This is a genomic window from Serratia sp. EC4 (genome assembly GCF_059652115.1).
In genome coordinates this window covers 132099-154856 of sequence record NZ_JBNIDE010000007.1, presented here as the reverse complement: position 1 = coordinate 154856, position 22758 = coordinate 132099, and the positions used below count along the sequence as shown (strand labels likewise).

The window sequence follows — 22758 nt, the reverse complement described above, 5'->3', positions numbered from 1 at the left end:
TATGGTTCCCGAATTTGATTGGCCGCAGATCGATACCGTGCTGCTGGATATGGACGGCACCTTGCTGGACCTGGAATTCGACAGTCACTTCTGGCTCAGCCTGGTGCCGCAAGCGCTGAGCGAAAGGCGCGCCATTCCGTTTGACGAAGCCCGTCATATCATTGAGCGGGAATATCAGGCGGTGCAGCACACCATGAATTGGTATTGCTTCGATTACTGGAGCGAGCGGTTGGATCTGGATATCTACCGCATGACCAGCGAAGTGGGCAGCCGCGCCCGGCTGCGCGAGGATACCGAGCCGTTTTTACGGGCGCTGCGCGGCGCCGGCCTGCAAACCATTTTGCTGACCAACGCCCATCCGCACAGCCTGGCGGTGAAAATCGAGCATACCGGTCTGGATCGGCACCTTGATTTATTGTTTTCCACCCACACATTTGGTTATCCGAAAGAAGATCAGCGTCTGTGGCAGGCGGTGCAACAGCACACCGGGTTCAACCCGCAGCGCACGCTGTTCGTCGACGACGGCGAGCCGATCCTCGACGCGGCGCGCACTTTCGGCATTCGTTACTGCCTGGGCGTGCAAAACCCGGACTCCAGCACGGCGGAGAAAAGCTTCCAGCGCCATCCGTCGATGCGCGACTATCGCCTGCTGATACCGGCGCTGGCCAAGGGGGAAGCATGAAGGACAAAGCGACGCGCGACGACGCGGTCCGGCTGGATAAATGGCTGTGGGCCGCACGCTTCTACAAGACCCGCGCGCTGGCGCGCGAAATGATCGACGGCGGCAAGGTGCATTACAACGGCCAGCGCGGCAAGCCGAGCAAGATTGTCGAACTTAACGCCGAGCTCAAGCTGCGGCAGGGCAACGAAGAACGTACGGTGATCGTGCTGGCGCTGACCAGCCAACGCCGCGGCGCCGGCGAGGCGCAGCAAATGTATCAGGAAACCGAAGCCAGCATCGCCAACCGCGAAAAAATGGCGCTGGCGCGCAAGATGAACGCGTTGACCATGCCGCATCCGGACCGTCGTCCGGACAAAAAGGAGCGGCGCGACCTGATGAAATTTAAATTTGGTGAGCCGGAATAAGCCCTCACCGCAATGAGAGAAGATTATGTCCAACCATGACCAATTGCACCGTTACCTGTTTGAAAACTACGCGGTGCGCGGCGAGCTGGTTACCGTCAGCGAAACCTATCAGCAGATCCTGAATAACCACGACTACCCGGCGCCGGTGCAAAAGCTGCTGGGTGAACTGCTGGTCGCCACCAGTCTGCTGACCGCGACCCTGAAGTTCGACGGCGATATCACCGTTCAGCTGCAAGGCGACGGCCCGCTGAAGCTGGCGGTGATCAACGGCAACAACCGCCAGGAGATGCGCGGCGTTGCGCGCACCCAGGCGCCTATCGCCGACGACAGCACCTTGCATCAGATGATCGGCAACGGCGTCATGGTCATCACCATTTCCCCGACGGAAGGCGAGCGCTATCAGGGCGTGGTCGGTCTGGAAGGTGAAACCCTGGCCGAATGCCTGGAAGCCTACTTCCGCCAGTCCGAGCAGCTGCCAACCCGCCTGTTCATTCGCACCGGCGAAGCGGAAGGCAACGCCGCGGCGGCCGGTATGCTGCTGCAGGTGCTGCCGGCGCAGGACGGCAATCTCGATGATTTCGATCATCTGGTGCAACTGACCAACACGGTCAAAAGCGAAGAGCTGTTCGGCCTACCGGCCAACGAAGTGTTGTACCGCCTGTACCACCAGGAAGAGGTCACTTTGTACGAACCGCAGGACGTGCAGTTCCGCTGCACCTGTTCTCGCCAACGTTGCGCCGACGCGCTGCTGACCCTGCCGACCGACGAAGTGGCGGACATGCTGGAGCAGGACGGCAACATCGACATGCACTGCGACTACTGTGGCAGCCACTATGTCTTTGACCCGGTTGATGTTGCCGCGTTGTATGCGGGTAACACCGGCGAAAGCGACCAGTTGCACTAAGTTACACCCTTTCGGCGGGCGCGCCCGGCGCCCGCCAACGCCCGCCGTTTGCACGTTTGCTTTTTTCCGTGTGCTATCTCTCAGATCGTAACGAAATACCGCCTAAAACGTTAAATATTTGATACCCATCGCGGTTACGCACCGTTAGATCCCTACAATTGCCGCCAGAAATTCTGTGACCAAGGAGTAGTAACATGCGCGTTAAAGGTATAACCCCTCAGGATCTGGCCGCTTACGGCATTCACGACGTTAGCGAAATCGTTCACAACCCGAGCTATGAACTGCTGTTTAAGGAAGAAACAGACCCATCTCTGGAAGGTTTTGAGCGTGGGGTAGTCACCAAGCTGGGTGCCGTCTCCGTCGATACCGGCATCTTCACCGGCCGCTCGCCGAAAGACAAATACATCGTCCGCGACGACATCACCCGCGATACCGTGTGGTGGGCCGATCAGGGCAAAGGCAAGAACGACAACAAACCCCTCAGCCCGGAAGTGTGGGCCGATCTGAAACACCTGGTCACCGAACAACTGTCCGGCAAACGCCTGTTCGTAGTGGATACCTTCTGCGGCGCCAACGCCGACTCGCGCCTGAAAGTGCGCTTCATCACCGAGGTGGCCTGGCAGGCGCACTTCGTGAAAAACATGTTTATCCGCCCGAGCGACGAAGAGCTGGCTGACTTCGAGCCGGACTTCGTGGTGATGAACGGCGCCAAGTGCACCAACCCGAACTGGCAGCAGCAAGGCCTGAACTCGGAGAACTTCGTCGCCTTCAACCTGACCGAGCGCATGCAGCTGATCGGCGGCACCTGGTACGGCGGCGAAATGAAGAAAGGCATGTTCTCGATGATGAACTACCTGCTGCCGCTGAAAGGCATCGCCTCGATGCACTGCTCGGCCAACGTGGGCGAGAAAGGCGACGTGGCGGTGTTCTTTGGCCTGTCCGGCACCGGCAAGACCACCCTCTCCACCGATCCTAAGCGTCAGCTGATCGGCGATGACGAGCACGGCTGGGACGACGACGGCGTGTTCAACTTCGAAGGCGGCTGCTACGCCAAGACCATCAAACTGTCTGAAGAAGCTGAACCGGACATCTACCACGCCATCAAACGCGATGCGCTGCTGGAAAACGTCACCGTGCTGGCCGACGGCAGCATCGACTTCAACGACGGTTCGAAAACCGAGAATACCCGCGTTTCTTACCCGATCTATCATATCCAGAACATCGTCAAGCCAGTGTCCAAGGCGGGTCACGCCACCAAGGTGATCTTCCTGACCGCCGACGCTTTCGGCGTGCTGCCGCCGGTATCGCGCCTGACCGCCAACCAGACTCAGTACCACTTCCTGTCCGGCTTCACCGCCAAACTGGCCGGCACCGAGCGCGGCGTAACCGAACCGACGCCAACCTTCTCCGCCTGCTTCGGCGCCGCGTTCCTGTCGCTGCACCCGACGCAGTACGCCGAAGTGCTGGTGAAACGCATGCAGGCCGCCGGCGCCCAGGCTTACCTGGTCAACACCGGCTGGAACGGCACCGGCAAACGCATCTCGATCAAAGATACGCGCGGCATCATCGACGCCATCCTGAGCGGTGAAATCGACAAGGCGGAAACCGTTACCCTGCCGATCTTCGATCTGGCGATGCCGACCGCGCTGCCGGGCGTGAACCCGGAAATCCTCGATCCGCGCAACACCTACGCCAGTCTCGAGCAGTGGCAGGAAAAAGCGCAGGATCTGGCCGAGCGCTTCATCACCAACTTCGACAAATACACCGATACGCCTGCGGGCGCCGCGCTGGTTAGCGCCGGCCCGAAGCTGTAATTCGGTAACGTTACCTCTTCAGCTAAGGCGCGGATCCCGCGCCTTTTTTTATTTCAATTGATTGCTTTTTAATCGGCAAGACGAGAAAATAAGTCAATGCAATCATTGATAGCAAAGGAGGTTTCAATGGCTACTATCACCGTCAGAAATCTGGACGACGAAATCAAAGAGCTGCTGCGTATCTCAGCGGCGAAAAACGGCCATTCCATGGAAGAGGAAGCGCGCATGATCCTGAAACAGGCGCTGGTGAAAAAGCCGCCGCGCTATGGATTGGGTACCTGGATGCATCAGCACTTCGCCGAATTCGGCGGCGTTGAGCTGGAGATCCCACCGCGTGACGCCGTGCCGCCACGCATCGTCACCTTTGATGATGAAGATGACAACGCATGATCATTATCGACACCAACGTCATTTCAGAAACGCTGCGTCCCAGCCCGTACTACAACGTCATTAACTGGTTAAATGAAAAGGACAATGACGAGCTCTATCTCAGCGCCATTGTCCTCGCCGAACTGTTCAGCGGCGTCGCCTGCATGCCTGACGGCAAGCGCCAGCGGGATCTCAAGCTGAAATTGGCGGACGCCATTGAATTGAAGTTCGAGGGGCAGATATTGCCGTTTGATGGGCTGTGCGCGATGCAATACGCGGAATTGACGGCAAGGAATCGGCTGCTGGGTAAAGCGATGAGCGTGCCGGATACCCAAATCGCCGCCACCTGCCTGCATTACGGCGCCGCCCTGGCCACCCGCAATACCAAAGACTTCCTCCACTGCGGCATCGAGTTAATCGATCCGTGGCAGGCGCCGACCGGCCGTCGGTTGCATGAAGATGCGGCGGAATACTACGTGATGAGCAGAAAGTCCTGACGGGGCCGCAGCGGCGCGGCCCACGCCAGAGTGTCAGGCGTTTTCCCTGGCCGTTTGATGGCCGTTGGTCGACTCTTTTTTCTCCATCGGCAACGGAATATACGCGCGGATCAACAGCCCACCGCGCTCGCTGGTGCCGATATCCAGTTCGCCGTCATGCGCGTCGATAATACGCTGCACGATCGCCAGCCCCAGACCGGTGCCGCTGGTGCTGCGCGCGCTGTCACCGCGTACGAACGGCTGCAACAGGTGCTTCAATTCTTCCGGCTTGATGCCCGGGCCGTCATCTTCCACCTGGAACCAGCCGCGCTGCAGCTCGCGGCCGCTGCTGACCTTGATCCAACCGTTGCCGTAACGCGCCGCGTTCACCACCATGTTCACCGCCGCCCGCTTAATCGACAGCGGATGCACATTCATCATCAGCTCGCCCTGCGACAGCGCGGTTTCAATCACCCGCTCATAGCCGCTTTCCGCCGCGACCACTTCGCCTAAAATGGCGTTCAGATCGCTGCTTTCGGTCGGCATCTCCTGCCCGGTACGCAGATAATCGATGAACTGCTCGATGATGGCATTGCACTCTTCGATGTCTTTATTGATCGACTCGGCCAGATAACCGTCTTCAGCGCTCATCATCTCCGTCGCCAGCCGAATGCGCGTCAACGGCGTGCGCAGGTCATGGCTGACCCCGGCCATCAGCAAGGTGCGATCGTCCGCCAGCTGCTTGACGCCCGACGCCATCTGATTGAATGCGCGAGTCACTGACCGCACTTCGGAAGCGCCATACTCGCGCAGCGGCGGCGGAATGATGCCCTTGCCCACCTGCAGCGCCGCATGTTCCAGCTCCACCAACGGGCGGTTTTGAATGCGGATAAACAGCCAGGCGCCGCCGATCGCGAGCAGCATGATCGCCAGCGTATAGCGGAACAGCGGCGAGAAGTCGCCCTGGTGGATTTCCGTCAGCGGCACGCGCACCCAGATATCGGGCTGCAGCCAGGTTTTCAGCCACACCACCGGGGAGTTCTTGTTCACCTCCACCCGCACATCGGTCGGCCCACCGAGCTGCTGCGCCATCTGCTGGCTGAGGAACTGGTAGTGCTGCGCCCAGCGCAGGCCGCTCTCCTCCGCCGCCGAATTCGTGTAGAGAGAGATGCCCAGTTCGCGGTAGATCTCACGGCGGAATGCCGGCGGCACTTCCAGCAGCGTGCCGTCTTCCAACTGCAGCCGATCGGTCATCAGCATACGCACTTCGTAGGCCAACACCTTGTTGAACTGCTGCAGGCTGGGCAGGATGGCGAAGTTCAGCACCACCAGATAGGTCGTCACCAGGCTGACGAACAGCAAGGTGACGATCAACAACAGGGTTCGGGCAAACGAGCTACGCGGTGAAAAGCGCAATCGCCTCATGCCTTGCTGCCGTCCGGTACGAAGACGTAGCCGAGACCCCACACGGTCTGGATATAACGCGGATGCGCCGGATCTTCTTCAACCATGCGGCGCAGGCGAGAGATCTGCACGTCAATGGAACGCTCCATGGCGCTGTATTCGCGGCCACGCGCCAGGTTCATCAGCTTATCGCGCGACAGCGGTTCACGCGGGTGGCTGACCAGCGCCTTCAGTACCGCGAACTCGCCGCTGGTCAACGGCATCGGTTCGTCTTCGCGGAACATTTCGCGGGTGCCGAGGTTCAGTTTGAATTTGCCGAACGCGATCACCGCCTCTTCCTGCGAAGGCGCGCCCGGCAGTTCGTTCGCCTGGCGGCGCAACACCGCGCGGATACGAGCCAACAGCTCACGCGGGTTGAACGGTTTAGGAATGTAGTCGTCGGCGCCGATTTCCAGGCCCACGATGCGATCGACCTCTTCGCCTTTCGCGGTGACCATAATGATCGGCATCGGGTTGCTCTGGCTGCGCAGGCGGCGGCAGATGGACAGGCCGTCTTCGCCCGGCAACATCAGATCGAGCACCATCAAATGGAAGGATTCACGAGTCAGCAAGCGATCCATTTGCTCAGCGTTGGCAACGCTGCGAACCTGGAAGCCCTGCTCGGTTAAATAACGTTCTAAAAGCGCGCGCAGGCGCATGTCATCATCGACAACCAGGATCTTATGATTCTCTTGCATGGTATTACTCCCAAAGGCTTTATTGCCTGACTCGAATATTGTTAGAAAACCTTGCCATTTGAGACAGCGTTTAATGGTATGTATTCTAGACGAAATTGTTACAAAGCTTATTCTTTTCCCCATTTATCAACAATTTTCAGTGAATGTCGACGGGGGTTCGTTAAAATTTCGCCCTTTATCGGCGCAATGTGGGGCGACGGCCCAATTTTGCACAATTTCGCCACCGGCGAACCGACCGGTGGCGTTTAGCCGTCGGGTCAGGAAGTCTGCAGGAAACGCGCCAGCTGCCGGCGCAACTGCCGGTTCTCTTGCTGCAGCGCATCAACCCGATCGAGCAACGTCAGCGCCATGGCGATCCCCGGCCAATCCAGATCCAGCTCGGCACGCAGCCTGCGCGCGCGCTGCAGATGGCTCAGCGCCGGGTAATCGAACTCCCAGCGCGGCTGCGCCGGCTCCAGCGGCACGATCACGCCCAGGCCGACGATCTCGACCAATTCGTCCTCTGAAATCTCCACTCGCTGACACAGTTCCACCACGGTGAATGTGATCTCTTTCTTCATCATGTGCTTTACTCCCATTCCGCACGCGGATTGAACGCCGCCTGCTCAGCCAGCTCTCGCCACAGGGCGCTGGCCTTCTCGTTCGGCTTCGGCGGCATCACCACCTTGAGAATGACATACAGATCGCCGGGCTCTTTCTTGCCCGCCAGCCCTTTGCCCTTGACCCGCAGCCGTTTGCCGCTCTGGCTGCCGGCCGGCACGGTCAACGCGATTTTGCCGGTCAGCGTCGGCACCTCGATGCTGGCGCCGAGCGCCGCTTCCCACGGGGCGAGCGGCGCCACGATGCTCAGATTGTGGCCATCAATTTCGAACAGCGGATGCGGCGCGAGGCGGATGACCAGATACAGGTCGCCGTTCTGGCCGCCACCCACGCCGGCAACGCCCTGCCCCTTGAGGCGAATGCGCTCGCCGTCGCCCACGCCGGCCGGGATTTTCACGTTCAGCGTTTTGCTGGCTTCGCTCACCTGCCGCCCCAGCTCGTCGTACACCGGCAGCGTGTAGGATATCTCGCGGCTTTGGCCATGCAGCGTTTCCTCGAGGAACAGCGGCACCTCCATTTCGAGATCCTGGCCGCGGAAGCCATGCCCGCCGCGCGAGTGCGAAGCGGAGCGATGCCCGCCCGCCGCCCGCCCGCCGAACATGCTTTCGAAGAAATCGGAGAAGTCTTGCGCGTCGGCGCCGCCGCCGTGCCATGAAGCGCTCTGCTGATAGCCGCCGTGATCGCCGCGCGCCTGGCGGCCAAAGTTCGGATCGTTGCGATGCAGCCGGATCTGATCGTACTCGGCGCGGCGCTCCTCGTCCTTCAGCACCTCATAGGCTTCGGCCACTTCCTTGAACTTGCTTTCGGCGTCGTCTTCAGTGCTCACGTCAGGGTGATATTTACGCGCCAGCCGACGGTAGGCCGTTTTGATGGTTTTCAGATCGGCGTTGGGCTCAACGCCCATCGTGGCGTAGTAATCTTTAAATTCCATGCGGTAATACCTTCAATGTGTTGGGTTGTGCGCCAAAATTCCTTGTCTCTCTCGCCAGATATCCTCCTTTCGTCACATTCCTTTTCCGCTATCGCTAAGCATACTCCCGATTGTTAAAAGCTGCGCAAACTGAATAAAAACCGTGCGACAACGCGCAGGCCCGCGCGCCATTTCTAAAGCCCCCCGCATTCACGTACACTGTGGCGGTGACCCCATAAAGATAAATCACGATGAGAACTCAACTGATAACCCGTGAAGGGTATGACAAGCTCAAACAAGAGCTGGATTACCTCTGGCGCGAAGAACGCCCCGAGGTGACCAAGAAAGTGACCTGGGCCGCCAGCCTGGGCGACAGAAGCGAAAACGCCGATTACCAGTACAACAAGAAGCGGCTGCGCGAAATCGATCGCCGCGTCCGCTATCTGACCAAATGCCTGGAGCAGTTGAAGATCGTCGATTACTCCCCGCAGCAGGAAGGCAAAGTGTTCTTCGGCGCCTGGGTAGAGGTGGAGAACGAAGACGGCGAAATCAAACGCTTTCGCATCGTCGGTTACGACGAGATCTTCGGCCGCAAGGATTACATCTCCATCGACGCGCCGATGGCGCGCGCCCTGCTGAAAAAAGAGGTCGGGGACGTCGCCACCGTCAATACGCCGCTGGGCGAGGCGCAGTGGTACGTGAACGAAATAGACTACCCGAAGTAAGCTTTCAGCTTTTTCCGAACCGCCGCCAACGCCGCCGCCTGAGCTGTTCTCCACGCCGCGGCCGCGCGGCGGCGGCCCGCTCCACTGGCATTTTCCCCGATCAATCCGTATAACTGTCCCCTGTTTATTCACCGTTCTCAATACAGATACCAGACCTATGAATGACCCACTGAGCCGCATTATTGCAACAGAACTGCAGGCCCGGCCGGAGCAAGTCGACTCCGCCATCCGTCTGCTGGATGAAGGTAATACCGTGCCCTTTATTGCACGCTATCGTAAGGAAGTCACCGGGGGCCTGGACGACACCCAACTGCGCCAGCTGGAAACCCGCCTGGGTTATCTGCGTGAACTGGAAGATCGTCGTCAGACCATCCTGAAGTCGATCGATGAACAGGGCAAACTGACTGAACAACTGGCGGGGGCGATCAACGCCACGCTGAGCAAGACTGAACTCGAAGACCTCTACCTGCCGTACAAGCCCAAGCGCCGCACCCGCGGCCAGATCGCCATCGAAGCCGGCCTGGAACCGCTGGCGGACACGCTGTGGCAGGATCCGCAACAGCAGCCGGAACAACTGGCCGAACGCTACGTCGACGCCGACAAGGGCGTGGCGGACGTGAAAGCCGCCCTCGACGGCGCACGCTATATCCTGATGGAGCGCTTCGCCGAAGACGCCGCGCTGCTGGCCAAGGTGCGCGACTACCTGTGGAAAAACGCCCATCTGGTGTCCAAAGTGGTCGAGGGCAAGGAAGACGAAGGCGCCAAGTTCCGCGACTATTTCGATCACCACGAACCGATTTCCCAGGTGCCTTCGCACCGCGCGCTGGCGATGTTCCGCGGCCGCAACGAAGGCGTGCTGCAGCTGGCGCTGAACGCCGATCCGCAGTTTGAAGAAGCGCCGCGCGAAAGCCAGGCAGAGCTGATCATCATCAATCACCTCAATCTGCGCCTGAACAACGCTCCGGCCGACGCCTGGCGCAAGGCGGTGGTCAACTGGACCTGGCGCATCAAGGTGTTGCTGCACCTGGAAACCGAGCTGATGGGCACGGTGCGCGAGCGCGCGGAAGATGAAGCGATCAACGTGTTCGCCCGCAACATGCATGATCTGCTGATGGCCGCGCCGGCCGGCATGCGCGCCACCATGGGCCTCGATCCGGGCCTGCGCACCGGGGTGAAAGTCGCCGTGGTCGACGCAACCGGCAAGCTGGTCGCCACCGACACCGTCTACCCGCACACCGGGCAAGCGGCGAAAGCCGCCGCCATCGTCGCGGCGCTGTGCATCAAACACAACGTGGAGCTGGTGGCCATCGGCAACGGCACCGCGTCGCGTGAAACCGAGCGTTTCTATCTCGACCTGCAAAAGCAGTTCAGCGACGTCCGGGCGCAGAAAGTGATCGTCAGCGAAGCGGGCGCGTCGGTGTACTCCGCGTCCGAACTGGCGGCGCAGGAGTTCCCGGATCTCGACGTATCGCTGCGCGGCGCGGTGTCCATCGCTCGCCGCCTGCAGGATCCGCTGGCGGAGCTGGTGAAGATCGATCCGAAATCCATCGGCGTCGGCCAATATCAGCACGACGTCAGTCAGAGCCAACTGGCGAAGAAGCTGGATTCGGTGGTGGAAGACTGCGTGAACGCCGTCGGCGTCGATCTGAACACCGCGTCGGTGCCGTTGCTGACCCGCGTGGCCGGCCTGACGCGCATGATGGCGCAGAACATCGTCAACTGGCGCGACGAGAACGGCCGCTTCAGCAACCGTGAACAGCTGCTGAAGGTCAGCCGCCTGGGGCCGAAAGCGTTCGAACAGTGCGCCGGCTTCCTGCGAATCAACCACGGCGACAACCCGCTGGATGCCTCCACCGTTCACCCGGAAGCCTATCCGGTGGTGCAACGCATCCTGGCCGCCACCGAGCAGGCGCTGCAGGATCTGATGGGCAACGCCTCGGCGGTGCGCAGCCTGAAAGCGGTTGATTTCACCGACGACAAGTTCGGCGTGCCGACGGTCACCGACATTCTGAAAGAGCTGGAGAAGCCGGGCCGCGATCCGCGTCCGGAGTTCAAAACCGCCACCTTCGCCGAAGGCGTGGAAACCCTCAACGATCTGCAGCCGGGCATGATCCTGGAAGGCTCGGTGACCAACGTCACCAACTTCGGTGCCTTCGTGGATATCGGCGTGCATCAGGACGGCCTGGTGCACATCTCCTCGCTGGCGGACAAATTCGTCGAAGATCCGCACACCGTGGTGAAGGCCGGCGACATCGTCAAAGTGAAGGTGATGGAAGTCGATCTGCAGCGTAAACGCATCGCGCTGAGCATGCGCCTGGATGAGCAACCGGGCGAAGGCTCGCCGCGCCGCGGCGGCAACGCGCCGGCACAGTCGCGCGACACCGCCAACCGTTCGGCGGGCGGCAACAAGGCCAAACCGCGCAACGCGGCGCCGGCCGGCAACAGCGCCATGGGCGACGCGCTGGCGGCGGCATTCGGCAAGAAACGCTAAGTCAGAGCCAACAGGGCGGAGCCTGCTCCGCCCTTTCTGATGAATAAAACTTGCGGCATTTCTTGACCCGTCTCAATAAACCGTCATCTTTTTATTTCCCGTTCCTGCGTGATCACCCTCTCATTATTCAGCCAGCAAAAATGCCTTCTGCAGCCATTTATTAACAACTTTGTTAACACGCATTTTTCATCTCGCCAATAGTGAGAGAAACACAAATGGTTACCGCTCGCATTACGGCGGAATAATGTTATCGAATTGCTTTTCAGCGGAAATAAATAAAGGGAAAAAACCCTCGATATTTGCAAACGAGAAAACTTGGCTACAAATACACAACTGATTTAACTCGCCATTCTCATTTGTTCCCCATCGCAAGCGGTGGTAAAACGTCGTTAATCAAGACAACGCCATCAAAAACTGTCGACGCCATAATAATTGGTTACAATACCCCTACTTTTTGTATTGAACGCGATAATGATAATTACTATTATTTGCGCTCACTTTATTGCATGACCTTATGGATGAATACCGCCGACGGCGTGGCATTTTCGCCGGCAACGTCCAATTATCATCAGCCCGATGTTCATCGGCACCCGGAAGGTTAATCACATGCAGCTTCAACCTAAACACACATATAAGATTATCGGCTTTTCCGGTGAAATTGCGCCGGCCTACCGCCAGAAACTGTTATCGCTCGGCATGCTGCCCGGTTCTTCGTTCGACGTGGTGCGCGTCGCGCCGCTGGGCGATCCGATAGAAATTAAAACCCGCCGCGTCAGCCTGGTGCTGCGCAGGAAGGATCTGGCGCTGCTGCAGCTCGACGGCCAGCCCTGAACCGGCACGCCTCCATTTGCCGACGCGCCCTTGCGCCGGCGCTGTTCTCCTTGAAGACGACACGCTGAACTATGAAAAAACTCACCATCGGCTTAATCGGTAACCCGAACTCCGGCAAAACCACGCTGTTCAACCAGCTGACCGGCGCACGCCAACGGGTCGGCAACTGGGCGGGCGTGACGGTCGAACGCAAAGAAGGCCATTTCACCACCCCGCAGTCCGACGTGCGGCTGGTCGATTTGCCCGGCACCTACTCCCTCACCACCATCTCGGAGCAAACCTCGCTCGATGAGCAGATCGCCTGCCACTACATTTTGAGCGGCGACGCCGATCTGCTGATCAACGTGGTCGACGCCTCCAACCTGGAGCGCAACCTCTACCTGACGCTGCAATTGCTGGAGCTGGGCATCCCCTGCATCGTGGCGCTGAACATGCTCGACATCGCCAAAAGCCAGCATATCGATATCAACGTCGCCGCGCTGTCGGCGCGCCTCGGCTGCCCGGTAGTACCGATGATCTCCACCCGCGCCGACGGCATCGGCGTGCTGAAACAGATGATCGACAATCATCGCATCAACGAACAGCAGGCGCTGGTGAACTACCCGCCGTTGCTGCTGAAAGCGGTCGCCACGCTGAGCGACGCCATGCCGCAAACGCTGCCGGCGGTGCAACGCCGCTGGCTGGCATTGCAGATGCTGGAGGGCGACATCTACAGCCACCGGCTGGCCGGCCCCGCCGTCGCGCTGCTGCCTGCGGCCATTCAGGCGTTGCAACAGCAGCAGCAAGAAGACCCGGCGCTGGTGATCGCCGACGCGCGCTACCAGTCCATCGCCGCCCTGTGCGACGCGGTCAGCAACTCGCAGCAGGCGATGCCCAACCGCCTGACCGATATGCTGGATAAAGTGATCCTCAACCGCTGGCTGGGCGTGCCGATCTTCCTGTTGGTGATGTACCTGATGTTCCTGCTGGCGATCAATATCGGCGGCGCGCTGCAGCCGATCTTCGATATCGGCTCGGCGGCGATCTTCATTCAGGGCATTCAGTGGCTCGGCTACACCCTGCACTTCCCCGACTGGTTAACCGTATTCCTGGCGCAGGGCGTCGGCGGCGGCATCAACACCGTGCTGCCGCTGGTGCCGCAGATCGGCATGATGTACCTGTTCCTGTCGTTCCTGGAAGACTCCGGCTACATGGCGCGCGCGGCGTTCGTGATGGATCGCCTGATGCAGGCGCTCGGGCTGCCGGGCAAATCCTTCGTGCCGCTGATCGTCGGCTTCGGTTGCAACGTGCCGTCCATCATGGGCGCCCGTACGCTGGACGCCCAGCGCGAGCGCCTGATCACCATCATGATGGCGCCGTTCATGTCCTGCGGCGCCCGTCTGGCGATCTTCGCGGTGTTCGCCGCCGCCTTCTTCGGCCAGGACGGCGCTGGGGTGGTGTTCTCGCTGTACATGCTCGGCATCGCGGTGGCGATCCTGACCGGCCTGGTACTCAAATATACCCTCATGCGCGGCGAAGCCTCGCCGTTCGTCATGGAGCTGCCGGTTTACCACGTGCCGCACCTGAAAAGCCTGCTGCTGCAAACCTGGCAGCGGTTGAAAGGCTTCGTGTTGCGCGCCGGTAAGGTGATCGTGGTGGCCAGCATATTCATCGGCGGCCTGAACAGCTTCTCGTTCAGCGGCAAAACGGTCGACAACATCAACGACTCCGCGCTGGCCTCGGTCTCCAAGGTACTGACACCTCTTCTGCAGCCGATGGGCGTCCACAGCGATAACTGGCAGGCCACCGTTGGGCTGGTGACCGGCGCGATGGCGAAAGAAGTGGTGGTCGGCACGCTGAATACGCTGTATACCGCCGAGCACATCAACAAAGAGGCGTTCGACGCCGCCAACTTCAACTTGCTCGATGAACTGGGCGGCGCGCTGCAGGAAACCTGGGACGGCCTGAAAAACACCTTCAGCCTGAGCGTGCTCTCCAACCCGATCGAAGCCAGCAAGGGCGACGGTGAGATGGGCGTCGGTTCGATGGGCGTGATGAGCAGCAAATTCGGCTCCGGCATTTCCGCCTACAGCTACCTGATCTTCGTGTTGCTGTACGTGCCTTGCGTCTCGGTGATGGGCGCTATCGCCCGTGAGTCAAGCCGCGGCTGGATGACCTTCTCAATCCTGTGGGGGCTGAACGTCGCCTACTCGCTGGCGACGCTGTTCTATCAGGCGGCCACCTTCAACCAACACCCGCAGTACAGCCTGACGGCGATCCTGGCGGTGGTGCTGGTAAACCTGCTGGTGCTGTTCGGCCTGCGCCGGGCGCGCAGCCGCGTCACGGTGCGCCTGGGCAACGCCACGCCGGCGGCCTGTTGCCAGAGCGCCAAAGGGAGCTGTCACTGATGGCCGGGCTGCTGCAGGTGCGCGATGCGCTGGCGCTGCGCGGCAGCGCCCAGGCGCAGCAGCTCAGCCAATCGCTGGCGACGCCGCTGCCGCTGGTGCAGGCGATGCTGGATCGTTTGACGGCGATGGGGAAAGTGGAACGTATCGAACAGGATGGCGGCGCCTGTCTGAGCGGCAGTTGCAAAAGCTGCCCGCAGGGCCAGGGATGCAGCACGGTGTTCTACCGGCTGAAGGCCTGACGATCAGGGGCGCCGCAGCGGCGCCCCTTGCCGTTCAAGGCTTATTGCTTGTCTTTGTAAACTTCGGCGATGGCGCTGAATTTACCGTGTTCGCGGCCCGCCAGGATCACGTAGTATTGACCGCCCTTTTCGTCCGCCAGTTTGGACAGCTCTTCCTTGGCATCCATCGGTGACGTGGTTTCCGCCGTCGTGGTGACGGTGCCGATCTTCTCGTATTTACCCGGATTCTTATCCAGATCTTCCTTGGTCAGCAGGGTTGCCGCCATGGAGCCGAAAGACACCGAACCCAGCACTGCCGCTGCAATAATCATCTTCAATGATTTCATGACACTAACCTCTCAATGGATAATTTATCTGTTATGAAAGCCGTCCAGGATCCATGCGTAGTACCGCAGGCTGCCGCGACATCCTCAGGCCTCGTTGCTTTCCCTGACGGGGCCTGTTTCCCAGAGACGAAACGCCAAAATGAAAATCGCCGCACGCGGTCTTTTCATTTTGCAGCCAACGCATTGACTCACTAAGTATTGAACAGCTTTGTCTTTTATCCACCCGGCGGCGTTTTTTTTCGCGCTCTATCGTGCGTTTTCCCGCTGCATTCAATGTGCTGCAATAAACGCTTCGATCATCGTCACAAATTCATCGGGATGAGAGATAAACGGCGCATGGGCGGCTTTGGCCACGATCTGCGACGTGGAGTTCGGCCAGGCGGCGTCGAGCTGCTCGGCGACCTTGCGCGGCACCAGCCCGTCCAGATAGCCGTAGATCCGCAGCAGCGGCAAATTCAACTCCGCCAGCGGCGCGCGCAGATCGGCGGTGCGCAGGATCTCCAGCCCGCCGTTCAGTACCTCGACGCTCGGCGTCGGTTGGTTGAGCACCACCGCTTTCAGCTGGCGCGCATCCTGACGCGCGCTCTCGGTGCCCAGCGTCTGCAGCGCCAGAAAACGCTCGACGGTACGCTGGAAATCCAGGCTTAGCTGGTGCTGGAAACCGCTCAGCACATCCGGACGAATCCCCGGCCACGCATCGCGGGCGGCAAAGCACGGCGAAGAGGCCACGGTGATGAGCCCGCTGACCCGCTGCGGCTGCATCAGCGCCGCCTGGCTGGCCACCAGTCCGCCGAGCGACCAGCCGAGCCACCAGGCCTGCGGCGGGGCGGCCGCCAGCACGATTTCCGTCATCTGCTCCAGCGACAGGGCGCCGAACCCCTGGCTGCGGCCGTACCCCGGCAGATCGACCAGGTGCAGGCGAAAATGCGGCGTCAGCCGCGCCTGAATGCAACGCCACACTTCGGCGTTCAATCCCCAGCCGTGCAGCAGCACAAGATCGCGTTCGCCTTCGCCTATTGTTTGCCAGTACAGCGCTGTCATTGGTTATTGTCCTTTCATGCTTACTCGTCTCGGAGACGCTATGCTATCAATCCGCAGCCGCTGTTGGCTATGCCGACAACCGTTGAGCCTGATGCGTCATGGCATCTGCAGTTGCTGCCTGCGCCATCTGCCGGCCCACCCGCCGTGTTGCCCGCGCTGCGGATTGCCCGCCGGGAAGGCGCGAACGCCCTGCGGCCGCTGCCTGCAACGGCCGCCGCCCTGGCAACGGCTGGTGTTCGTCGGCGACTACGCTGCGCCCCTCAGCCAACTGGTAAAAAGGTTCAAGTTCCACCGCGCGCCCGAGCTGGCGCCGACGCTGGCGCGCCTGATGCTGTTGCGGTGGCAGCAGGCGCGCAGAGAGCAGTATCTGAACAGACCCGACCTGATTTTAGCGGTACCCTTGCATGCATCACGCTGCTGGCGCCGTGGCTATAACCAGAGCGATCTGCTGGCGCGGCCGCTGGCGCGCTGGCTGGGCTGCGCCTATCAGCCCGCCGCCTTGCGCCGGGTGCGCAAAACCGCCCAGCAACAGCGGCTGAGCGCCTCTGCCCGCAGACGCAATCTGCAGCGCGCGTTCGCCTGTACCGTACCGGTCGCCGGCCGGCATATCGCCTTGGTGGATGACGTGGTGACCACCGGCAGCACCGTCGCGGCGATCGCGGCGCTGCTGCGGCGGCAAGGCGCCGCCTCGGTGCAGATATGGTGCGTTTGCCGCACGTTGTAGTGCCACGGCAATGGGCGTATTATAACCGACTATAGAAGTCAACTATTGAGCTAATGCTATGATCCGTATAACAGATGCTGCACAGGAACACTTTGCCAAACTGCTGGCAAATCAAGAAGAAGGCACCCAAATCCGCGTATTCGTGATCAACCCGGGCACGCCGACGGCCGAATGCGGTGTCTCTTATTGCCCGCCGGACGCGGTAGAAGCGACGGATACCGAACTGAAGTTCGACAAACTGTCCGCCTATGTCGATGAGCTGAGCGCGCCGTATCTGGAAGACGCCGAAATCGACTTCGTGACCGACCAGCTGGGTTCTCAGCTGACGCTGAAGGCGCCGAACGCCAAGATGCGCAAGGTCGATGACGACGCGCCGCTGATGGAGCGCGTGGAGTACGTGCTGCAGTCGCAGATCAACCCACAGCTGGCGGGCCACGGCGGCCGCGTAACGCTGATGGAGATCACCGACGACAACATGGCTATTCTGCAGTTCGGCGGCGGTTGCAACGGCTGTTCTATGGTCGACGTCACGCTGAAAGAAGGCATCGAGAAAGAGCTGCTGCAGAAATTCCCGGAGCTGAAGGGCGTGCGTGATTTGACCGAGCACCAGCGCGGCGAGCACTCCTACTACTGATACCCTTCTTACTTGAAGTTGCAGCGTTGTTGGCCGCATGCGCGCACCCCAGTCACTTACTTAAGTAAGCTCCTGGGGATTTACGCACTTGCCGCCTAGCTGCAACTCCAATTAATTCGGGTATCCGTCATTTGGATGGGACTAAAGTTCTCGTCCTTTGACCTAATACAACGACACCTCATCGTCACCCCACCGACACCTTGCGTCGGCGCTTGTCCAAATCCTTCAGCAGCCGGTTTATCCGCGGGTCGGCGAACATCTCCTCCAGCGTCCGGGTCAGCTTGCGCCGCCAGTTAGGGTACTGATCGCTGGTGCCGGGAATGTTAACCGGATCCGCCATATCCAGCCAGTCTTCCGGCTGCAGGCCGAGCAAGGCGCTGGCGCTGTCGGCGACATAACGCTGCAGGCCGCGGTTGAGCAGCGGGCTCATGCCGAGCAGCGCCGCCTTCTTGCCCACCTTCTGCGGCACGCAGCCATAGCGATGCAATCCGTCCAGCAACCCCTGTTTGGCGCGTTCCCGATCGGCGAACAGCGCCCGCAGGATCTCCGCATCCGGGTAAAGACCCAGCCGGTTGCCGAGCGTCAGGTCGTCGCTTTGCCAGTAGCCGCGCAGCGTCGGCAGATCGTGGGTGGTGATGGTCGCCATCGCCTGCACCGGATAGGCCTGCGGCGCGCGGAAATGGTGTTCGCCGTCGCTTTCGAAATAGAGCACTTTGTAGGAATAGACGCCGCTGTCGCGCAGCTTGCCGACGATTTCCACCGGCACCGTGCCGAGATCCTCACCGATCACCATGCAGCGGTGGCGCTGGCTTTCCAGCGCCAGCACCGCCAGCAGATCGTCCACCGGGTATTTGACGTAGGCGCCGCGATCGGCGGTTTCGCCATACGGGATCCACCACAGCCGCAACAGCGCCATGACGTGATCGATGCGCAGCGCGCCGCAGCTGGTCATGTTGGCGCGCAAAAGATCGATGAACGGCTGATACCCGCGCGCCGCCATCACGTGCGGATCCATCGGCGGCAGGCCCCAGTTTTGCCCCAGCGGCCCCAGAATATCCGGCGGCGCCCCGACCGACGCTTTCAGGCAGTACAGCTCACGGTCACACCAGGTTTCCGCCCCGCCTTCCGCCACCCCGACCGCCAGATCGCGATACAGGCCAATCGGCATCCGCTGCTGTTGACTCTGGTCAAAACACTGCGCGAACTGCGTGCCCGCCAGCCATTGCAGCCACAGGTAAAAGCGAACCGCGTCCTGATGTTCAGCGCAGAACTGCCGCACCGCTTCGCTCTGCCCCTGCCGATAACGTTCGGGCCAGGCCGGCCAGCCCCACTGGCTGGCGTCTTTGGCCGCCAGATGGGCGTGCAGCGCATCAAACGCCGCCTGCTGATACAGGCTGTCGCCGCCCTCAGACACAAACAGCTCGAACGCCTGACGCTGCGCGTCGTTCGGCTGACGCGCCTGAAACAGCGGGAACGCCAGCTTCAGCGCCGCCAGCTTCAGCTGCATCACGGCGGTGTAATCCACCCACTCCGCGGCGCGTGCCCTGGCCAGCTGCTTCTGCGTCGCCGGCTTCTGCCACCAGCGCTGCGCCGCGTCGCTGCGCTGGAAATCCTCCACCGCGTTGACGTCGATATACGCCAGATTCAGCCAGCGGCGCGACGAGGGGCTGTAGGGGCTGGCGCTCTCCGGGTTGGCCGGATACAGCGCATGGATCGGATTGAGGCCGACGAAGGCGCCGCCGCGTTCCCCCACCTGCTCCACCATCAGGCGCAGATCGCCGAAATCGCCGATGCCCCAGTTGCGATCGGAACGCAGCGTATACAGCTGAACGCAGGCGCCCCACAGTTTTTTGCCGGTCAGCAAGGCGTCCGGCTCGAAGCAGCGCCTCGGCGCGACGATCACGCGGCATGACCACTGCCGCACGCCCTGGCTCAGCGTCAATTGATGGTAGCCCGCCGGCAGATCGCCGGGCAACGTCAGGGTCTTGCGCGCGCCGACGCGCCCCTGCAGGCATTCGCCGTCTTCACGCTGCAGCGCCCACAGGTACTCGCCTTCACCCGCCGGGGTCAACGCCAGCGGCGCGCCCTGATAGAACACCTTGACCGCCGGTAACGGCGACGCCGCGCCTTCCTGCGCGGCATCGGCCCGATTCATGGCCGCCAACAGCTTGCGCTTGGTCTCCGGTTCAATCGCCTGCCGCTTGCCGTGGGCATTGATGAAATCGGCAGCGATCCCCGCCTGCGCTGCCGCCTGATCGATACGCTTGCGATCCATTCGCTCTCCTTAACGTTTGGCTTGCCAGATGCGCTGCTGATAATCGCGGATCGAGCGATCCGAGCTGAACATGCCGACGCGCGCGGTGTTAAGGATAGCCCGCCGCGTCCACTCGTCCCGATCGCGATACAGTTCATCGACCCGGCGCTGCGCCTGGCAGTACGAGGCAAAGTCCGCCAGCACCAGGTAGGGATCGCCGCCTTCCAGCAGGCTGTGCAGCATCATGTCGAACGCGTGCTTGTCGCCGTGGCTGAAGGCGCCGCTCGCCAGCTCGTCCAGAATCGCCTTCAGGTGCTTGTCTTTCTTGCGGTAGCTGAGCGGATCGTAACCCTTCGCCACTATCGCCTTCACCTGCTCCACGGTATTGCCGAAGATAAAGATATTGTCTTCGCCCACCTGCTCGGCGATTTCGACGTTGGCGCCGTCCAGCGTGCCGACCGTCAGCGCGCCGTTCAACGCCAGCTTCATGTTGCCGGTGCCGGAGGCCTCTTTGCCGGCGGTGGAGATCTGTTCGGAGATATCCGCCGCCGGGATCATCAGTTCGGCCACCGAGACGCGGTAGTCAGGGATGAACGCCACTTTCAGGCGATCTTTCACCAACGGATCGTTGTTGATCTTCTCGGCCGCCTGATTGATGGCGTAGATGATGTTCTTCGCCAGGTAGTAGCCCGGCGCCGCCTTGGCGCCGAACAGGAAGACGCGCGGCACGATGTCCAGGTTGGGGTTGTCGCGCAGCTGGCGATACAGCGACAGGATGTGCAGCAGGTTCAGGTGCTGACGTTTGTATTCATGCAGGCGTTTAATCTGCACGTCGAAGATCGCGTCCGGGTCGAGCGTCAACCCCATCACGCCGTGCACGTAATGGGCCAGCGCCACCTTGTTGTCGCGTTTGATCTGCTGATAACGCTGGCGGAACGCCGCGTCGTCGGCGAATTTTTCCAGCCCGCGCAGCGCGTCGAGATCGCTCGCCCACTCCACCTTCAGCGTCTCGTCGATCAGGCCCGACAGCGCCGGGTTGCACTGTTTCAGCCAGCGGCGCGGCGTGATGCCGTTAGTGACGTTATGGAATTTGTTCGGCCACAGCTGGTGATATTCCGGGAACAGATCTTTCACCACCAGATCCGAGTGCAGCTGCGCTACGCCGTTGACTGCAAAGCCGCTGACCACGCACAGGTTGGCCATGCGCACCTGCTTGTTGTGGTGCACCGCCAGTTTGGCCCACACCGCCTCGTCGCCCGGCCAATGCTTATCCACCAATTTTTTAAACCTGGCGTTGATTTGTTTGATGATGGAGAAATGGCGCGGCAGCAGGCTGCGCACCAATTTTTCATCCCAGCATTCCAGCGCTTCCGGCATCAGGGTGTGGTTGGTATAGGCGAAGGTGTTGCTGGTGATCGCCCAGGCCGCCTCCCACTCCAACTGGTGTTCGTCCAGCAGAATGCGCAGCATTTCCGGAATGGCGATGGTCGGGTGGGTGTCGTTCAGTTGGATCACTTCGTACTTCGGCAGATCTTCAATCTTGCGGCCGGCCTGATGGTGCTTGCGCAAAATGTCCGCCACCGAGCAGGCGCACTGGAAATACTGCTGCATCAGGCGCAGGCGCTTGCCGGCCTGATGGTTGTCGTTCGGGTAGAGCACCTTGGTCAGCTTGTCGGCTTCTACGCCCTGCTTCTCCGCCTGCAGGAATTTGCCGTCGTTGAAATCGCTCAGGTTGAACGGATGCTGATGGGTCGCCTGCCACAGGCGCAGCGGCTGCGCCACGCCGTTGCGATACCCCAGCACCGGCAGATCCCAGGCTTCGCCGCGCAGGGTGAAGGCGGGGCGCCACAGTTCGCGGCCGTCGGCCTGCTTTTCCAGCTTGCCGCCGATGCCCACGTCCACCGCCAGCGCGGCGTTGTGGCGGAACCACGGGTAGCTCTCGCGCTGCCAGTTATCCGGCGCCTCTTGCTGTTGCCCTTCGCGGAACGACTGGCGGAACAGCCCGTACTGGTAATTCAGCCCATAGCCGGTGGCCGGTTGTTCCACCGTCGCCATCGAGTCGAGGAAACAGGCCGCCAGCCGCCCCAACCCGCCGTTGCCCAGCGCCGGATCGGTTTCCTGCTCCAGCAGATCCGCCAGCTTGACGTTCTGCTCGGCCAGCGCCTGCTCGACGGTGTCGTACCAGCCCAGGTTGATCAGGTTGTTCGCCGTCAGCCGGCCGATCAGAAACTCCATCGACATGTAGTTCACGTGGCGCAGCGGTTTGGCGCTTTTGCGCGGCGCCGGCTGCGCGGCCAACTGCTCGGCCAGCGCCGCACTGACGGCTTCCCACCATTGATGTTGCGTCATCTGCTGTGCGGAACTGAGGCCGAACCGTTGCCACTGACGGGCGAGCGCCGCCAGAAAAGCATCCTTCTTGAGCGTAGGCTGTGACATAAGGAAAACTCTCTATCCAGTAAGTGGGTCAAATTGCCGCTATCGTGCCGGTGAGAAAGCCTGACGGCATCATCCCGCCTGGGGATTAGCTGGGGAGGAGGATTGGGGCGTAGCTGGAATTGTGATCTCAGGCACTGTTTGACTCCCTTGCAACGATGCAAAAAAGCCCGCCAACGCGTGCGGCGAGCACTGAGAACGTTAACCATGACGTTAGCACAAGTATTCGCGCTGCTGAAGTTTTGTCCATGGCCGGAAATGCGATCCGCCGCCGCATCGCCGCGCGCCGGCGCCAAACGTAAAAAAGTGTGATCGATAGCAACTTAACTCCAAGCCGATGCGGAAGCTTGTTGCAATACGTTTAGGGTTGGCA

General features: G+C 60.8%; 21 protein-coding genes. 13 read left to right on the top strand and 8 right to left on the bottom strand.

The window, feature by feature from the left end:
- The first annotated feature begins 1 nt into the window (after position 1).
- The 6 genes from yrfG to ACP39K_RS18770 all read left to right on the top strand — a co-directional run bounded on the left by yrfG (position 2) and on the right by ACP39K_RS18770 (position 4670).
- On the top strand, positions 2–682 hold the full coding sequence (gene yrfG / locus ACP39K_RS18795) for a GMP/IMP nucleotidase (protein ID WP_016930376.1): 681 nt from the start codon (positions 2–4) through the stop codon (positions 680–682).
- Positions 679–1086 carry a ribosome-associated heat shock protein Hsp15 gene (hslR, locus tag ACP39K_RS18790; protein ID WP_016930377.1) on the top strand — a complete coding sequence of 136 codons (408 nt, stop codon included), beginning with the start codon at positions 679–681 and terminating at the stop codon, positions 1084–1086. The genes yrfG and hslR overlap by 4 nt, the downstream gene beginning before the upstream one ends.
- Before the next feature lie 25 nt (positions 1087–1111).
- Positions 1112–1990 (top strand): Hsp33 family molecular chaperone HslO, encoded by an 879-nt coding sequence (hslO, locus tag ACP39K_RS18785; protein WP_015379307.1) that lies wholly within the window; start codon positions 1112–1114, stop codon positions 1988–1990.
- 194 nt (positions 1991–2184) lie between these two features.
- Entirely contained in the window at positions 2185–3804 is a 1620-nt protein-coding gene (gene pckA / locus ACP39K_RS18780) for a phosphoenolpyruvate carboxykinase (ATP) (RefSeq protein ID WP_015379308.1), read from the top strand.
- 126 nt (positions 3805–3930) lie between these two features.
- Positions 3931–4194 (top strand): FitA-like ribbon-helix-helix domain-containing protein, encoded by a 264-nt coding sequence (locus tag ACP39K_RS18775; protein WP_004930730.1) that lies wholly within the window; start codon positions 3931–3933, stop codon positions 4192–4194.
- The gene (locus tag ACP39K_RS18770; protein WP_016930378.1) at positions 4191–4670 is read left to right on the top strand and encodes a type II toxin-antitoxin system VapC family toxin; all 480 of its coding nucleotides are present in this window, start codon (positions 4191–4193) and stop codon (positions 4668–4670) included. Before ACP39K_RS18775 ends, ACP39K_RS18770 begins: the two co-directional genes overlap by 4 nt.
- Before the next feature lie 33 nt (positions 4671–4703).
- On the opposite strand, the gene envZ is transcribed toward ACP39K_RS18770, so the two are convergent.
- The 4 genes from envZ to cbpA all read right to left on the bottom strand — a co-directional run bounded on the left by envZ (position 4704) and on the right by cbpA (position 8321).
- Positions 4704–6074: a two-component system sensor histidine kinase EnvZ gene (envZ, locus tag ACP39K_RS18765; RefSeq protein WP_048795970.1), complete on the bottom strand. Its 1371-nt coding sequence runs from the start codon at positions 6072–6074 to the stop codon at positions 4704–4706.
- Positions 6071–6790 carry an osmolarity response regulator transcription factor OmpR gene (ompR, locus tag ACP39K_RS18760; RefSeq protein WP_004709363.1) on the bottom strand — a complete coding sequence of 240 codons (720 nt, stop codon included), beginning with the start codon at positions 6788–6790 and terminating at the stop codon, positions 6071–6073. The genes envZ and ompR overlap by 4 nt, the downstream gene beginning before the upstream one ends.
- Positions 6791–7047: 257 nt before the next feature.
- A complete protein-coding gene (locus ACP39K_RS18755) occupies positions 7048–7353 on the bottom strand; it encodes a chaperone modulator CbpM (RefSeq protein WP_004930739.1) in 306 nt (101 codons plus the stop codon).
- Between the two features lie 5 nt (positions 7354–7358).
- Entirely contained in the window at positions 7359–8321 is a 963-nt protein-coding gene (gene cbpA, locus ACP39K_RS18750) for a curved DNA-binding protein (protein ID WP_033639209.1), read from the bottom strand.
- A gap of 230 nt (positions 8322–8551) precedes the next feature.
- On the opposite strand from cbpA, the gene greB reads away from it, so the two are divergent.
- The 5 genes from greB to ACP39K_RS18725 all read left to right on the top strand — a co-directional run bounded on the left by greB (position 8552) and on the right by ACP39K_RS18725 (position 14973).
- Entirely contained in the window at positions 8552–9025 is a 474-nt protein-coding gene (gene greB, locus ACP39K_RS18745; RefSeq protein WP_016930381.1) for a transcription elongation factor GreB, read from the top strand.
- Positions 9026–9182: 157 nt separating this feature from the next.
- Positions 9183–11516 (top strand): Tex family protein, encoded by a 2334-nt coding sequence (locus ACP39K_RS18740; protein ID WP_033639208.1) that lies wholly within the window; start codon positions 9183–9185, stop codon positions 11514–11516.
- Between the two features lie 606 nt (positions 11517–12122).
- The gene (feoA, locus tag ACP39K_RS18735) at positions 12123–12347 is read left to right on the top strand and encodes a ferrous iron transporter A (RefSeq protein ID WP_028127609.1); all 225 of its coding nucleotides are present in this window, start codon (positions 12123–12125) and stop codon (positions 12345–12347) included.
- A gap of 71 nt (positions 12348–12418) precedes the next feature.
- Entirely contained in the window at positions 12419–14734 is a 2316-nt protein-coding gene (gene feoB, locus ACP39K_RS18730) for a Fe(2+) transporter permease subunit FeoB (protein ID WP_497008756.1), read from the top strand.
- Positions 14734–14973 carry a FeoC-like transcriptional regulator gene (locus ACP39K_RS18725; protein ID WP_033639206.1) on the top strand — a complete coding sequence of 80 codons (240 nt, stop codon included), beginning with the start codon at positions 14734–14736 and terminating at the stop codon, positions 14971–14973. Before feoB ends, ACP39K_RS18725 begins: the two co-directional genes overlap by 1 nt.
- 41 nt (positions 14974–15014) lie before the next feature.
- Here the strand turns inward: ACP39K_RS18725 and ACP39K_RS18720 are convergent, their stop codons facing one another.
- Both ACP39K_RS18720 and bioH read right to left on the bottom strand, forming a co-directional pair.
- On the bottom strand, positions 15015–15299 hold the full coding sequence (locus ACP39K_RS18720) for a YdgH/BhsA/McbA-like domain containing protein (protein WP_004930765.1): 285 nt from the start codon (positions 15297–15299) through the stop codon (positions 15015–15017).
- A gap of 270 nt (positions 15300–15569) precedes the next feature.
- On the bottom strand, positions 15570–16340 hold the full coding sequence (gene bioH, locus ACP39K_RS18715) for a pimeloyl-ACP methyl ester esterase BioH (protein ID WP_497008755.1): 771 nt from the start codon (positions 16338–16340) through the stop codon (positions 15570–15572).
- A gap of 40 nt (positions 16341–16380) precedes the next feature.
- Here bioH and gntX point away from each other — a divergent pair, with 40 nt between their 5' ends.
- Both gntX and nfuA read left to right on the top strand, forming a co-directional pair.
- Entirely contained in the window at positions 16381–17064 is a 684-nt protein-coding gene (gene gntX, locus ACP39K_RS18710) for a DNA utilization protein GntX (protein WP_497008754.1), read from the top strand.
- A 58-nt stretch (positions 17065–17122) separates the two neighbouring features.
- Entirely contained in the window at positions 17123–17698 is a 576-nt protein-coding gene (nfuA, locus tag ACP39K_RS18705; RefSeq protein ID WP_004930777.1) for a Fe-S biogenesis protein NfuA, read from the top strand.
- Between the two features lie 184 nt (positions 17699–17882).
- On the opposite strand, the gene malQ is transcribed toward nfuA, so the two are convergent.
- Together malQ and malP are read right to left on the bottom strand one after the other, a co-directional pair.
- Positions 17883–19973, bottom strand: a complete 2091-nt coding sequence (malQ, locus tag ACP39K_RS18700) for a 4-alpha-glucanotransferase (RefSeq protein WP_147881930.1) — start codon at positions 19971–19973, stop codon at positions 17883–17885.
- A gap of 9 nt (positions 19974–19982) precedes the next feature.
- Positions 19983–22388: a maltodextrin phosphorylase gene (malP, locus tag ACP39K_RS18695; RefSeq protein ID WP_497008753.1), complete on the bottom strand. Its 2406-nt coding sequence runs from the start codon at positions 22386–22388 to the stop codon at positions 19983–19985.
- Positions 22389–22758 lie beyond the last annotated feature (370 nt).

Coding starts and splice junctions, on each gene's coding strand:
- ACP39K_RS18740 (WP_033639208.1), top strand. CDS start 9,183: ATGAATGACCCACTGAGCCGCATTATTGCAACAGAACTGCAGGCCCGG.
- feoA (WP_028127609.1), top strand. CDS start 12,123: ATGCAGCTTCAACCTAAACACACATATAAGATTATCGGCTTTTCCGGT.
- envZ (WP_048795970.1), bottom strand. CDS start 6,074: ATGAGGCGATTGCGCTTTTCACCGCGTAGCTCGTTTGCCCGAACCCTG.
- hslO (WP_015379307.1), top strand. CDS start 1,112: ATGTCCAACCATGACCAATTGCACCGTTACCTGTTTGAAAACTACGCG.
- bioH (WP_497008755.1), bottom strand. CDS start 16,340: ATGACAGCGCTGTACTGGCAAACAATAGGCGAAGGCGAACGCGATCTT.
- hslR (WP_016930377.1), top strand. CDS start 679: ATGAAGGACAAAGCGACGCGCGACGACGCGGTCCGGCTGGATAAATGG.
- gntX (WP_497008754.1), top strand. CDS start 16,381: ATGCTATCAATCCGCAGCCGCTGTTGGCTATGCCGACAACCGTTGAGC.
- feoB (WP_497008756.1), top strand. CDS start 12,419: ATGAAAAAACTCACCATCGGCTTAATCGGTAACCCGAACTCCGGCAAA.
- cbpA (WP_033639209.1), bottom strand. CDS start 8,321: ATGGAATTTAAAGATTACTACGCCACGATGGGCGTTGAGCCCAACGCC.
- ACP39K_RS18770 (WP_016930378.1), top strand. CDS start 4,191: ATGATCATTATCGACACCAACGTCATTTCAGAAACGCTGCGTCCCAGC.
- greB (WP_016930381.1), top strand. CDS start 8,552: ATGAGAACTCAACTGATAACCCGTGAAGGGTATGACAAGCTCAAACAA.
- pckA (WP_015379308.1), top strand. CDS start 2,185: ATGCGCGTTAAAGGTATAACCCCTCAGGATCTGGCCGCTTACGGCATT.
- malP (WP_497008753.1), bottom strand. CDS start 22,388: ATGTCACAGCCTACGCTCAAGAAGGATGCTTTTCTGGCGGCGCTCGCC.
- ACP39K_RS18755 (WP_004930739.1), bottom strand. CDS start 7,353: ATGATGAAGAAAGAGATCACATTCACCGTGGTGGAACTGTGTCAGCGA.
- ACP39K_RS18775 (WP_004930730.1), top strand. CDS start 3,931: ATGGCTACTATCACCGTCAGAAATCTGGACGACGAAATCAAAGAGCTG.
- yrfG (WP_016930376.1), top strand. CDS start 2: ATGGTTCCCGAATTTGATTGGCCGCAGATCGATACCGTGCTGCTGGAT.
- ompR (WP_004709363.1), bottom strand. CDS start 6,790: ATGCAAGAGAATCATAAGATCCTGGTTGTCGATGATGACATGCGCCTG.
- nfuA (WP_004930777.1), top strand. CDS start 17,123: ATGATCCGTATAACAGATGCTGCACAGGAACACTTTGCCAAACTGCTG.
- malQ (WP_147881930.1), bottom strand. CDS start 19,973: ATGGATCGCAAGCGTATCGATCAGGCGGCAGCGCAGGCGGGGATCGCT.
- ACP39K_RS18725 (WP_033639206.1), top strand. CDS start 14,734: ATGGCCGGGCTGCTGCAGGTGCGCGATGCGCTGGCGCTGCGCGGCAGC.
- ACP39K_RS18720 (WP_004930765.1), bottom strand. CDS start 15,299: ATGAAATCATTGAAGATGATTATTGCAGCGGCAGTGCTGGGTTCGGTG.